Raw genomic sequence first — 12,515 nt, forward strand, 5'->3', positions numbered from 1 at the left:
CCGGGTCGGCCGGTCACGCGGTCGGTGTCGTCCGCGCCCGTCGGGGTCGGTTCGGCAATGCTCACGGCGCGTCCGCACACCCGTTCGAGAAGGGGCCGTCGGTCACGCGGACGCCTCATTCGAGAGCCGCCTCGTGCAGTCGGCGGACGCGTCGCGCGTGTCCGTCCCACGTCCACTCGTTCTCTCGAAGTCGGTCGTGTCCGCGTCGCCCCATCTCGCCCAGCCGTTCCCGGTCTTCGGTCAGTCGCGTGAGTTCAGCTTCGAGCGCGTCGACGTCCCCCGGCGGAATCAGGACGCCGGTCTCGCCGTCGACCACCTGCTCGGAGACGCCTCCGACGGGCGTGGCGAGCACCGCGGTTTCGCTCGCCATCGCCTCGTAGATGACGGTCGGGCGTCCCTCCGCGTGGCTCGGGAGGACCAACAGATCGGCGACAGCGTACCACTGTCGGAGCTTCGCCGTGGATATCCCGGTACGCACGGCCCCCGCGGGGCTCCGACTCTCCGACACGGCGGCTCGGAGGTCGGACTCCATCTCGCCGCCGGAGCCCACGAAGACGAATTCGGTGTTCGTCAGGTCGAGCGTCGGGAGCACCTCGACGAGTTCGCCCACGCCCTTCCGCTCGATGAACTGGCCGACGAACAGGACGACGGTCGTCTCCGGATCGATCCCGAGTTCCCGCCGCAGTGTGGCCTCCTCTTCTGTCGGGAAGTTCTCCGGGTCAGCACCGATCGGGACCGTCGATACCTTGGCGGCGTCGGTGTGCTGTCGGGCTTTCTCCGCGAGCGCGTCGCTGACACACAGGACGCCCGTCGCCTCGTCCAGCGTCTCTCGGACCTGCTTGCGGACGTCGGACGCGAGGTCGTCGAAGTCGTTGAGGATCGCGCCGTGTCCGACCACGAACAGCGGCAGGTCGTGCTCCCGGCAGTAGGGGAGCATCCCGTAGCCGTCGAGGTAGATGTGACACGCGTGGACGACGTCGGGAACGTCGAACGTGCGCTCCACGTACGGCGGCACGCGCTTGGCGAACGACCGCCCCGCGTGCCCGTAAAAGAGGCGCTTGGGGAGGAGGTACCAAAAGCGCGGCAGATGCGTCTCGTACGACCCCCACTCTTCGACTCGTGGCAACTCGCTGTACTCGGAGTACGGCCCCACCGGCGGGGCGAACGGGCGGGGGGAGACGGCGTCGAGCGAGACGTCGGTCTCGGCGAGAGACGACAGGATCCGCTGGTTGAACAGCCCCTGGTAGGGGTTCACCGAATCCGGGTGGTTCACTGCACTCGCGACTATCGAGTACATTCGTTCTCCGTTGTCGGGTGACGTGTGGGAGGGCATAAACGGTTCGTGCTTCGGATCGGAGCCTGTCTCCTCGGCGGGCGTCGAAGCCGTCGACGGGTGGCGTCCGTCGCCCGGGCGCGCGGATCACACGACACGGGAGACGTGCTCCGTACGCTGGGTGTTCAGCGCCTCGTCCGCGGCGTCGGTGTGGCGTCTCTGCTGCGGTGCGTTCGGGGGAACCGGGGTCATCTGTTGACGTCGACCCAGATGTGGACCGTTCGGTACGCGTTCTCCGTGGTCGGGGTGGCCGGTGGCTGACCCTTGTAGAGGAGGTACGTGAGACGGAGGTCCTCCCCGTAAAAGGCCGGTGTCACGACGTGTTCCTGCCGCCAGGACTCGTTGTGTTCGAGGGTCGTGCTGAACCGGTCGACCTCCTCGCGCAGGAGCAACGTCCGCGAACCGTCCCGGTCTTCGATGCGCTGAAGCTGTACGACGACCGTGTACGAGACGGTGCGGTGCTCCTGATTCGTCAGCCCCACGTAGAGCGTCGCCTCGTCGTCCGGCCCGAGTTCGGAGGGGTAGTCGTCGGCGACGAACTCCCCCGTTTCGGGGTCGCGCGTCTGGAGATAGAGCGCGGTGAACCGCTCTCCGGGTTGGGGAGCCACGACCGCGTACGCCACACCGGTCGCGGCCAGCACCAGCCCCACGACGAGCACGACGTTGACGATCCGATCCGTCGACGAGTCCGGCCGCGCGATCCACGCGGTCGCGTCCGTCACGGAGGCGAGGGTGACACCGAATCGGTCGTCGCGAGGGAGGCGGAGGCGGCGAACCAGACCGATCCCGGCGAGTAGCAGCGACAGACCGGCGATGGTCGGAATCACCGTCCCCAGCTGTACCCCTTGGGGCATGAAGTTCAGCAACAGCCCGATCAACGGGACGACCGCAACACTCAGGCCGAGCGACAACACGACGCGTTCCGCCGTCGTGATCCGACTCCGTGAGACCAGCTGACGGGTGGCGTCGAGGCCGAAGCCCTGGTGCGTGGTCTCTCGGCTCGTCTTCGGGAACAGCGCCGCGGTGAGAGCCGCGCCGGGCACGACGAAGATAAACAAAATACCGAGAAAGACGTGCAGCGGTGACCCGACGAGACCCGTGTCGGGCGCGAGCGACACGGCGGCTCCCGCGGCGGCGACGACGGCGACCCCGAGAATATCGAGGGGCCAGCCGCCGCCGTTCGAACTCGCGTTCATACTCCGACAAGGACGTCTCGGCTGTATTAATCAACCGATTGCTCCTGTGCTGTGAGTCGATGCGACCCGTCGCCAGCGTCGGACCGCGGCCCGCACCGGTCCGCACGGGCGCCGGGCGACGCGCGGTGTCACGCCGGCCGCCGTCGTCACGTCTTCTCGTCGACAGCGGCGTTCAGTTCGTCGCTCAGCCGCTCGGCGATCCTGTCGCGCGTGTACCGGTCGAGGACGTACTCGTGGCCCCGCTCGGCCAGTTCGGTTCGGTACGCGTCGTCGGCCAGCAGCGCGTCGATGGCCTCGGCGATCCGATCGGGGTCGTTCTCGACGTGGACGCCGCCGCCGGAGTCCTCGACGAACTGCCGGAGGTGACTCCCCCCGGTCGCGAGCACCGGGAGGCCGCACGCCAGGTACTCGTACACCTTCGTGGGCATCGCGTACTCCAGCGCCTCGGTGTCTTTCAGCGGGGCGACGCCGACCGTCGCCTCGTTGAGAATCTCCGGGACCTGCTGGCGGGGGACGAGTCCGGTGAACTCGATGCGGCCGTTCAGCGAGAGCTCATCGGCGAGGGTCTTCAGCTCCGGCTCGACGTCCCCGCTCCCGACGAGTCGCAGGACGGCCTCGTCGCTCGATATCCGCGCCATCGCTCGGACGCACGCGTGGAGGTCCTGCGCGGTGCCGATGTTCCCCGTGTAGACGATCACCGGACGCTCGTCCGTGCCGGTCGGGTAGAAGTCGTCGATGTCGACACCGTTCGGTATCAACACGGTCTTGTGCTCGAGCCCGGGGCCGTAGGTCTCTTCGAGCACCTCGGTCGTCGCATCGGTCGTGACGCTGATCCTGTCGGCCGTCCGCAACGCGAACCGTTGGAACCGCCGGGCCGCTCGCTCGGGCACACTCCCCTCGGCGATGTGTCCCAGCGCGACCGCGGCGTCGATCCAGAGGTCCCTGACGTCGGCTATCCACGGCGTCCCCAGCATCGACAGGACGATGCCCGGGAGTTCGGTCGTGATCGGCGGACTCGACGTGACGACGATGTCGTACCGCCCCCGGTTGCGGAGGAGCCACCACAGCGCGTGCAGGGTGAAGACGAGGAAGTACGCGAGCCGATTGACGATGCTCGGGTCGTTCGTCCGTGGCTGCCACGTCCAGAACCGGTGGACGGTGATCCCCTCGTCGGACTCGGTCGTGTGCCACGACCGCGACCGTTCGAACTCGCCGAACGGGTAGGACTTCACCGGTGACAGCACGGTGACGTCCCAGCCGTGTTCTCGGAGGTTCGTCGCTGTGTCGCGGATGCGGGAGGCGTTCCCCCCCTGCTCGGGCGGGTAGCGCTGCGAGACGAAGACGACGTGGCGCGTGTCGCCGGACATGTCAGGTCCGGGTGCGGCGGAAGCCCACACTCTCGAATCGGTCGACGGTCCAGGCGGTACCGACGCACGGGAGGCCGGATTCGTCCGGACAGTCGCTCCCGCGTTCGAGCCGTTCGATGACCGCCTCTGAGGAACCGTTCCCAATGACACCGCGGCCGTGGTTCGCCGAAATCGCGGCCGTCGGAGGGCTGGCGCAGCCGGGACCGTGAACGTAGACTGTACTCATTCGTCTCCCGCTAGGTGTGACCCCAACTTAATCCGTCCGAGATAGCTTCGCGTACACCGACGGACTGTGACAATCTCAATGACGAGTGCGCGCACGCGCGCATCCGCGCGACCGTTCGTCGACGGACGCGCCCGAAACGGTCCGCAGGAGTCGACCCGACCGGGAGAGCTGCCCGCTCAGCTCTTGACGTTCGTGATGAGCGTATTGAGGTTCTGTCGGATCCCCCAGTCGAACTGTACCTCCAGCACGAGGACGCTCGCGACGTACAGCACGATGCCGGTGACCGTGAGGATGGCGAACTTGAGGATGGGATTGATGGCGAGGTTGAGGTGCACCAGCCAGACGCCAGCGAACATGACGACGCTCGCGGTGAAGGGGTAGACGAACTCGTAGAAGATCTCCCGGTAGGTGGCGTCGATAGTGCCTCTGATGATGTAGATGTCGATCGGCATCATCGGGAAGACGTAGATGAGCGTGACGGTGAGTGCGGTGCCCGCGATGCCGTAGCGGGCGGTCAGCGGATAGATCAGGAGTGCGATGAGGACGAGTCGGAACGCGCTGAGTTTCGTGATGATGTCCGGCCGTCCCGTCGCTTTCCACACGGGGCCGAACGTCTTCCCGACCGACCGCAAGAGACCGTAGACGGCGAGGATCTGCATGGCGACGATCATCCCCGTCCAGTCGGGGCCGAGGAACGCACGGACGAACGTCGGGGTGACCGCCGCGATGCCGAACGCCGCGGGGAAGCTCACGAACGAGGTCATGCGGAGCATCTTCAGGTACACCTCACGCAACCGCTCCGTGTCGTCTTGCAGTTTCGAAAACGCCGGAAACATCACCCGCGCGATGATCTGCGTGATCTCGGTCGCGGGGGCGTTCGAGAGCCGGTAGCCGTACTGGTAGAAGCCGAGCGCGGCCGGGGTGAGGAACCAGCCGACGAACGCGTCGTCGCCCTCGGTGTTGAGGAAGAACAGGATCGACGACCCCGTCATCCACTTGCCGTAGTCGATGAGCTCCTTGGCGGCGTCCATATCGAACCGGAACCACGGCCGGTAGCTGTCGATGGCGTAGGAGAGCCCGAACCGGGTGACGTTGCCCGCGATGAACCCGACGACGAACGCCCACGCGGTCGGTTCGACGAGGGCGTACGCGACCGAGACGACGAACCGGACGATCTCCGCGCCGATCTGGTAGGCGAACTCCTTGTGGAAGTCGAGGTTCTTGTCGAAGTAGACGATCCCGGGGTTCTTCAGCCCGGTGAGCACCGGTACGATCGCAGTGGCCTGCAGCAGTCCGACGGCTCGTGGTTCGCCGAAGAACGAAGCGATGAGCGGTGCGGCGAGGAACATGATTCCGCCGACGAGGACTCCCCTCCCGATCTCCAGCAGCCAGACGGTGTCGAGGTAGCTGTCGACGTTGTCCTCTTTCTGGTGGATGAGCGCCGCGTTCAGTCCGATCTCGGTGAATTTCCGGAGCGCGCTCAGCGCGAGGAGTGCGATCCCGACGAGCCCGAGCTCCGTCGGACCCACGAGCCTCGCGAGGATGACCAGCATCGAGAGCTGGATGACGCGCCCGAGGGCGTTCTGGCTCCCCACCCACACGAGGCTCTTGGCGATCTGTGACCCCGCGTTTCCCGTCGGTGTGAGCCGTCTGATCAGCTCGAAGAGTCGCTTCATGGTTGAGGGCTCGATCCATCGAGACAGCACGCCCGTCGACAGTGCATCTCCCGTGAAGTCAGGCCGGTACTCTGAATAAATCCACCGACTCGATATCGCCCCGGTACGGTGTCTCACGCACCACGCCTGCCGGGTCCAGCCCCGAATCGTCGCTGTGCGTAGCCCGAGTTCCGAAGCCGGCCGTTCACGAGACCGGGTCGAAGCGGGCTGATCGAGTGCGCCTCCCCGGGACGCGCCGAGAACCGTCGGCCCGTCCCCGGTCTGCGACACCGACCGAGACGGAAGACTGGTTCGATTCGGTGACTGTATTCCGAGAATATAATTGTGTGGAGCACGTCCGTCGAAACAGCTGCCCGCAGCCGAGTCTCGGCTGCGACGTCGCACGACGTGCTGTGAGAGCGGATAACCGAACGCTCAAGAGGGCCGTAACACGAAAGGACGGTCACGAACACTATGAGCCAGATGGACCTGTCGACCCGACAGCTCACACCGAGGGCCGTCGGATGATTCTCTCCTCTACGGCAAACACCCGGCGGGCGCTGGCGTTGCTCGGGGTGACACTCCTTCTCGGTGTCGTCGCGATCACGATCTCGATCCCGCCCGCGGAGCAGTACGAGATTTCGATCTACACTAGCTTCCCGTGGTACTACTGGGTGCTGGTGGTCGGGAGTCTCCTCGTCGGGAGCCTCACGATACTCACGAGCGCGCTCTCCGAGCGCGAGGGCGACCGGTTCTGGCTGTTCGGCGCAGCGACGGTCCTCCTGACGAACGCGGTGTTGGTGCTCATGCCGTACATTCGGGGGTACCCGATGTACGGACGCGCGGACCCGATGAGCCACCTCGGGTACATCCGGATCATCACCGAGACCGGCGTCGCGGGCGGCGGGAACATCTATCCGAACACGCATCTGCTGATCCGGATCTTCGCCTACGCGACCGGACTGGAGCCGATGGCGGTCCTCAACGCGGTCGCGCCCGCGGTTACGCTCGTCTACTTCGGGTCGATGTTCCTCCTCCTGGGACACGTGTTCGAGTCCCGGACCCGGGCGCTCGTCGGCCTCCCGCTGATTCTGCTCCCGGCGTACGACATCGCACACCTCGGGACGACCCCGTTCCGACTCAGCATCCTGTTCGTCCCCTTCGTGCTGTACCTGTTCGTGAAGGACCAGCAGAGTGGGGCCGTCTCGGTCCGTGCGGCACTCGCGGTCGCGCTCGTCTCGCTCGTCATCTACCACCCGCTGACCGCCGTCTTCTTGTTGATGGTGTTCCTGACCTGGGTGGTCGCCAAGTGGACGCAGTGGTTCAGAGCCGACGAGACGAAGCGGACGAACATCGTCACCCTCCTCTCGGTCGTCTTCGCCGCGTGGTATCTCAACTTCACGGGGATGATCATCCGCTTCGAGGGCATCGTCGAGGTGTTCCTCGAAGACAGCGGGGACGCACCGATCAACGAGTACAGTTCCACCATCTCGTCCACCAGCCCGGAGCTGTCTGATCTGGCACGGATCGCGACGTACAAGTACGGGGTCGCGATGGTCCTCGTCGGGCTGGGAACCGCAGCCCTCGCGCTCTCGGTGTACATGTGGTGGCGCGACGAACACGAGATGGACCTCTTCACGACCGTCTTCGGCATCTCCATGTTCGCGTTCGCTGCCGGGGCAGCCGCGTTCTTGCTGTTCGACCTGATCGTCGGGACGCGGCGCCCGCTCCAGTTCGCGAAGATGTTCGGCGTCATCCTCGGCGGCGGATTCGTCTACCTGCTCTGGCGCTTCAGCCGACAGTTCACCGTCGGGCGCAAGTTCGACGTCGGGGCGACCGCCTCGGTCGTCTTCGTCCTCCTGCTCCTCGTTTACCTCGCGACGTTCACCCTCTACTGGTCGCCGCTGTCGTCGCGGGTGAACCAGCAGGTGACGGAGATGGAACTCGACGGCTCGGAGTGGCTCTTCGAGAACCGCGACGAAGGCCGAGAGATCGAGGAGTTCGGCATCCGCCAGTACCGGTTCTACCACGCGATGTACGGTATCTCGCTCGGAGACCAGGTACGGATCGAAGACACCTATCCGCCACCCCACTTCAACTATACCGTCCACTCGCAGTACGGGATGGACTACGAGGAGGACAACTACCTCATCCTCGCTCGGCTCGGGCGAATCACCTACCCGACCAAGTTCCCGAACTACCAGCGGTTCTGGCGGTACACCCCCGAGGAGTTCGACCGCCTCGAGCGGGACCAAAGCGTCAACCGCCTCTACGACAACGGCGACTTCACCGCCTACGGCGTCGAGGGACTGGCGAACAGCACGACCCAGCAGAACGCCACGGCCTCGTCGGTGGTCACGCCGCTCCCGACGCGTTCTCACGGGCGAGCCGTCTGACCTGAGCGGTCGAGACGAGCCGTCGACACGACAGTCTTTTCACCGCACCTGTGCGAACCGGGAGGTAAGTCCCCATGTCCACGTCGCTTCACGTCTCCTTCTTTATGGCGGCCCCCACCTACGGCGGTGCACAAAAGGTCACGATCACGATCGCGAACGGACTCGCCGAGCGGGGCCACGACGTCGACCTCGTCGTCGCGCGCCTCGAAGGCGAGTTCGTCTCCGACATCAGCGAGGAGGTCACCGTCGTCGATCTGGACGCGCCGTCCGTCCCGGGGATCGGGCTGTTCGCCGTAATCCCCCGTCTCCGGTCGTACCTCGCCGCCGAGAACCCCGCCGTGATGTTCGCCTGTCTCACGCACGCGAACGACGTCGCCGTCCTCGCCTCGCTCGGTTCGAACTCGTCGACGCACGTCGCCGTCACGGAACACCTCGCGTTCGGTGCCGACACCGAACTCAAAAAGCGGATCACGAGCGCGATGGCGAAGTATCTCTACCGGTACGCGGACGACGTCGTCACCGTCTCCGCCGGCGTCGCCGAAAGCGTCGCCGCGAACACGCACATCGACATCGCGGACACGACCGTTCTCCACAACCCGATCCACGTCGAAGAGGTCAAGCGGGAGGCGGCGGCGTCGGTGGATCACGACTGGTTCGGCTCCGACGACGTCAGTCCGATCGTGAGCGTCGGACGCCTCGAACCACAGAAGAGCCTGACGACGCTCCTCTCGGCGTTCGACCGGGTCCACGATGCGCGTCCCGACACTCGACTCGTCGTGGTCGGGAAGGGCTCCGAGCGCGACCGACTCGTCGACCGGACCGAACGCCTCGGCCTCTCCGATGTCGTCGACTTCCCCGGTTTCGTCGACAACCCGTACGCGTACATGAACGGTGCCTCCGTCTTCGCCCTCTCCTCGGAGTTCGAGGGCCTCCCGACCGTGTTGATCGAAGCGCTCGCGTGCGGGTGTACGATCGTCTCGACGGACTGTCCCCACGGGCCACGGGAGATCCTGGACGACGGGACGTACGGCCGTCTCACACCCGTCGGCGACCCCGACGCGCTGGCCGACGGCATCCTCCAGGCCCTCGACGACCCGACCCCGGTCGAGCGGTGTCTCGAGCGCGCGGACCACTTCTCGATGGCCAACTCGCTCGACCGCTACGAGACGTACATCAGGGACGTAAGCGACGCTCGGTGAGGCGAGTCTGGCTCGCCGATAACTCTCGCTCCGACGCTCGCGCACGCTCACACTCACGCGCGGGAAAGACGGTCGCCCTATCTCGCGCCGACGTCCTCGGCGACCGGGGGGTCGAGAGAGATCGGATCGCCTCGCGTGACCGTCCCGATTTCGACACCCTCGGTGACACCGACACCACCGGGGTTCCCGCTGTGGACGAGTTCCTCGATCCGCCCGGAGCAGTCGAGCAACTCGAGTGCAGCGCCGTGTGCGCTGTCGTGAATCGAGAGCCGACCCAGGTCGAAGTTGCCTCCCGCGCGGGCGTAGAACGACCCGTCCCGCTCGTTGTTCTGGTTCGCCCCGATGATGAGGATGTTGTCACCCCGGAAGTCGGCGGGGGAGGGGAAGTCGAACGCCGGCCACCCGGCGTTCTCGAACACCGTGTCGATACACCGAACCGTCCCGAGCCGCTGCCGACCCGGAATCATGTACCACGGCCGGCTCGAAATATTTCTGAACCGACAATTCTCGACGGTCAGGTGGGTGTCCTTGTGGTGTTTGAAGCCGAAGCCGCTCTCCTCCACGACGGTGTTTCGGAACGTGATCTCGCCCTGCTGGCTGTCGATCGCGGCGCCGGTGTTGTTGCGGAACAGGCAGTTCTCGACGAGGAGCGTCTCGTCGTTCGACGCGTCGAGCGTGACGTTGAGCCCGTGTCCGAGTCGGTCGTACCGTGCCGCGCCGTGTCCGTTTCCGATGAAGTCACAGGAGCGAATGACGGCGTTCGTGTTGAGGTTGCCCCCGTTGGTTCCCCAGTTGGAGATTCGACAGCCCTCGAACGTGATCGGGTCGATCCCCGTTCCACGAATCTCGACGCCGAAGCCGTTCGGTGCGGACTGGTTCCGCCAGTTCCCGTCGATTTGGAGGTTCCGGAACGTCAGCCCCCCATGTCGACCGAGTCCATGGCCCGGAAACCGATGTAGTTGTTCTCGTGCCCGGACGCCATGTTGATCCGCGTGCGCAACGGGCCAGCCCCCTCGATTGTCAGGTTGGGGATGGACTCGGTGAACAGAATCGCGGCCTGCTCCTCGAACTGCTGCGAGGAGATCATGATATCGCCCGGCGGGAGGCGGAGTGTCCCCCGGGCTCGACCGCATCGAGCGCCTCCTCGAACGCCGGCGTGTCGTCGGTTTCTCCGTCTACTGCCGCTCCGAAGTCCGTGAGGTCGAGCGCGTCGGGGTCCGCCGTCGTGACGCCGGACCCGGACCCCGAGCCCGAGCCCGAGTCGGTCTCGGAGTTCGACCCAGACGGAGGATTCTGGGGTCCCGACCGCGTGGACGTGATCTCGTTGATACCGTATCCTACGGCGAGCGCGCTGGCGGCCGTTGCACTGATCGCAGCCAACGCCTTCCGACGAGGGATATCAGAGTCAGAGTCTAGCATCGTGTATGGGTGGTGCGTGGCCGAGGCTCATCGGTCGAAGAAAGCGTTCACCAGCGAAGGGCGTCTCACGCTGGAAACTGCGGGTGTCGATCATATACATCTGCGACGGTCGCTCGTGTTGCAACTGGTCTGGAGGGACCCTCGGGGACCCTGCACTGTTATCAAATATATCTAATCGAACCTACTTATGCACTACGTTTAGTCGCTGTCCGGTCAGTGCCTGCCGCGTCGACACGGTGGCGGAATCGGGTCCTCCCGCGCCGAACGGGGCGCTACGACGACGCGACCGTCTGTTTGAGGCGTCGTGCGATCCGGTGTGTGTGTCTCCCACCGAGGGAAGCGAACAGGTAGAGGTACGACTCCGTCGACAGCGGGTAGAGACGGATGGCCCGGAGGAGACATCGACGTGCATCGGCGTAGTAGCCGTTTCGGATCGCCGACGAGGCGAGGATCCGCGAGTGTTCGGCGACGAATCGCCGCTCGCAGACGGCTCCGTACTCGGCGGCGAGCGAGCGGTGCTTCTCGACGAGGAGCGGGTACGAGAGGTCCCGCTTCGTCTCGAAGTCGTCCGATATCTGGTCGCCGTGTTCCATGAAACGGGTAGTCAACAGCTCCGGGACGGGCTGGAACTCGCAGTGGCGCGAGAGTCGGATGAGCCACTCCCGGTCCTGCCAACTCTCGAAGCGCTCGTCGAGGAGCCCGGCGGGTTCGACGACGCTCGCTCGGACCATGAGCGCGGAGAACTCCGCGACCCGCTTGCCGGTGAGGAGCGCGTACGTCACGTCACCGCGGGTGTCGGGGGTTTTGGTGTTGAGTGGGTTCCCGTCCGCGTCGCAGTACTGGAGCCACGTGTAGACGACGCCCGTCTCCGGTCCGGCGGTCCGGAACGTCTCGACCTGCCGTTCGATCTTGTGGGGGTCCCACTGATCGTCGTCGTCGAGGAAGGCGACGAACTCGCCCTCGGCCGTCCGTATCCCGTTGTTTCGGGCCGCGTTCGCGCCCTTGTTCGTCTCGTGACGGACGTGCGTGAGGCGCTCTAGCGAGTCGAGGGGGACGTCCTCGAGAACGTCCGCGGCGGGTACCGACGAGTGGTCGTCCACCACCACCAGTTCGATCCGGTCGTACGTCTGTTCGTTCACCGCCCGCGCGGCGGCGGTGAGATAGTCGGGGCGGTTGTACGTGGGCAGGACGACGCTGACCAGCGGCCCGGAGTCACTCATTCTCGTCTCCCCGCAGCCGTGGACGGAGCTCCGACCGAACTGTCGGTCGGGCCTGTTTCGGCCCCGCCGACGCGCCAACAGTTGGGATGTCCCGCCGTCCGGCGTGCGTCGCCGTCGTCCGCGCTGCCGTGTGCTCTGAGGCCGGTCGCTGTCGTTTGTGCTTGGCGAATCATGGACGAACTGACGGTCCGCGTCACCGGACGGTAGACGACGGGGATATTAAAAAGGTCTGTCCGAGACGCGAGGACACGTCGGACGGAAGCCAAGCGACTCCGCCGCAGGGCGGTCACGACGGAGGGGAGGCGCTGAGACGACGCGTGCCGTCTCGAAACGAGCCGGCGTGGTCGGTTCGGCTGTTGTCGGAGCCGTCCCGAGACCGACCCCGGTGGGGTGTCTCGCGACCCGGTATAACCGTGGTAAACACTAACTACCCGTGTCAGAATACACAAGTATGTCATCTGGGAGTGAGCAGGACTCCAGATATCCGGGGGAGAACGCACGTCG

Annotated in this window: 10 protein-coding genes; 2 read left to right on the forward strand and 8 right to left on the reverse strand. The window is 65.6% G+C overall.

Going from position 1 to position 12,515, the window contains the following annotated elements; all coding sequences use genetic code 11:
* Positions 1 to 115: 115 nt before the first annotated feature.
* The 5 genes from C2R22_RS13780 to C2R22_RS13800 all read right to left on the reverse strand — a co-directional run bounded on the left by C2R22_RS13780 (position 116) and on the right by C2R22_RS13800 (position 5,798).
* Positions 116 to 1,297, reverse strand: a complete 1,182-nt coding sequence (locus tag C2R22_RS13780) for a glycosyltransferase family 4 protein (protein WP_103426263.1) — start codon at positions 1,295 to 1,297, stop codon at positions 116 to 118.
* A gap of 224 nt (positions 1,298 to 1,521) precedes the next feature.
* Complete coding sequence (locus C2R22_RS13785; protein ID WP_103426264.1) at positions 1,522 to 2,529, reverse strand: DUF1616 domain-containing protein; 1,008 nt, start codon at positions 2,527 to 2,529, stop codon at positions 1,522 to 1,524.
* A 146-nt stretch (positions 2,530 to 2,675) separates the two neighbouring features.
* Positions 2,676 to 3,896, reverse strand: a complete 1,221-nt coding sequence (locus C2R22_RS13790; RefSeq protein WP_103426265.1) for a glycosyltransferase family 4 protein — start codon at positions 3,894 to 3,896, stop codon at positions 2,676 to 2,678.
* Position 3,897: 1 nt separating this feature from the next.
* Positions 3,898 to 4,122 (reverse strand): hypothetical protein, encoded by a 225-nt coding sequence (locus tag C2R22_RS13795; RefSeq protein WP_103426266.1) that lies wholly within the window; start codon positions 4,120 to 4,122, stop codon positions 3,898 to 3,900.
* A gap of 176 nt (positions 4,123 to 4,298) precedes the next feature.
* Positions 4,299 to 5,798, reverse strand: coding sequence for a lipopolysaccharide biosynthesis protein (locus tag C2R22_RS13800; protein WP_103426267.1), 1,500 nt, complete (start codon positions 5,796 to 5,798; stop codon positions 4,299 to 4,301).
* A 503-nt stretch (positions 5,799 to 6,301) separates the two neighbouring features.
* Between C2R22_RS13800 and C2R22_RS13805 the strand changes: the two genes are divergently transcribed.
* Both C2R22_RS13805 and C2R22_RS13810 read left to right on the forward strand, forming a co-directional pair.
* The gene (locus C2R22_RS13805) at positions 6,302 to 8,173 is read left to right on the forward strand and encodes a hypothetical protein (protein ID WP_103426268.1); all 1,872 of its coding nucleotides are present in this window, start codon (positions 6,302 to 6,304) and stop codon (positions 8,171 to 8,173) included.
* Between the two features lie 74 nt (positions 8,174 to 8,247).
* Positions 8,248 to 9,372, forward strand: a complete 1,125-nt coding sequence (locus C2R22_RS13810) for a glycosyltransferase (RefSeq protein WP_103426269.1) — start codon at positions 8,248 to 8,250, stop codon at positions 9,370 to 9,372.
* A gap of 77 nt (positions 9,373 to 9,449) precedes the next feature.
* Here C2R22_RS13810 and C2R22_RS13815 read toward each other — a convergent pair whose 3' ends face one another.
* The 3 genes from C2R22_RS13815 to C2R22_RS13825 all read right to left on the reverse strand — a co-directional run bounded on the left by C2R22_RS13815 (position 9,450) and on the right by C2R22_RS13825 (position 12,011).
* Positions 9,450 to 10,505 carry a right-handed parallel beta-helix repeat-containing protein gene (locus C2R22_RS13815; protein ID WP_103426270.1) on the reverse strand — a complete coding sequence of 352 codons (1,056 nt, stop codon included), beginning with the start codon at positions 10,503 to 10,505 and terminating at the stop codon, positions 9,450 to 9,452.
* Positions 10,456 to 10,791, reverse strand: coding sequence for a hypothetical protein (locus C2R22_RS13820; protein ID WP_162562499.1), 336 nt, complete (start codon positions 10,789 to 10,791; stop codon positions 10,456 to 10,458). Before C2R22_RS13820 ends, C2R22_RS13815 begins: the two co-directional genes overlap by 50 nt.
* A 272-nt stretch (positions 10,792 to 11,063) precedes the next feature.
* Positions 11,064 to 12,011 carry a glycosyltransferase family 2 protein gene (locus tag C2R22_RS13825; RefSeq protein ID WP_103426272.1) on the reverse strand — a complete coding sequence of 316 codons (948 nt, stop codon included), beginning with the start codon at positions 12,009 to 12,011 and terminating at the stop codon, positions 11,064 to 11,066.
* Positions 12,012 to 12,515 lie beyond the last annotated feature (504 nt).

This window comes from Salinigranum rubrum, assembly GCF_002906575.1.
Taxonomy (GTDB): domain Archaea; phylum Halobacteriota; class Halobacteria; order Halobacteriales; family Haloferacaceae; genus Salinigranum; species Salinigranum rubrum.

Excerpts from the sequence above, each read along its gene's own strand:
- C2R22_RS13810 (WP_103426269.1), top strand. The coding sequence starts at position 8,248 with ATGTCCACGTCGCTTCACGTCTCCTTCTTTATGGCGGCCCCCACCTAC.
- C2R22_RS13800 (WP_103426267.1), bottom strand. The coding sequence starts at position 5,798 with ATGAAGCGACTCTTCGAGCTGATCAGACGGCTCACACCGACGGGAAAC.
- C2R22_RS13815 (WP_103426270.1), bottom strand. The coding sequence starts at position 10,505 with ATGCGGTCGAGCCCGGGGGACACTCCGCCTCCCGCCGGGCGATATCAT.
- C2R22_RS13790 (WP_103426265.1), bottom strand. The coding sequence starts at position 3,896 with ATGTCCGGCGACACGCGCCACGTCGTCTTCGTCTCGCAGCGCTACCCG.
- C2R22_RS13820 (WP_162562499.1), bottom strand. The coding sequence starts at position 10,791 with ATGCTAGACTCTGACTCTGATATCCCTCGTCGGAAGGCGTTGGCTGCG.
- C2R22_RS13785 (WP_103426264.1), bottom strand. The coding sequence starts at position 2,529 with ATGAACGCGAGTTCGAACGGCGGCGGCTGGCCCCTCGATATTCTCGGG.
- C2R22_RS13805 (WP_103426268.1), top strand. The coding sequence starts at position 6,302 with ATGATTCTCTCCTCTACGGCAAACACCCGGCGGGCGCTGGCGTTGCTC.
- C2R22_RS13780 (WP_103426263.1), bottom strand. The coding sequence starts at position 1,297 with ATGTACTCGATAGTCGCGAGTGCAGTGAACCACCCGGATTCGGTGAAC.
- C2R22_RS13795 (WP_103426266.1), bottom strand. The coding sequence starts at position 4,122 with ATGAGTACAGTCTACGTTCACGGTCCCGGCTGCGCCAGCCCTCCGACG.
- C2R22_RS13825 (WP_103426272.1), bottom strand. The coding sequence starts at position 12,011 with ATGAGTGACTCCGGGCCGCTGGTCAGCGTCGTCCTGCCCACGTACAAC.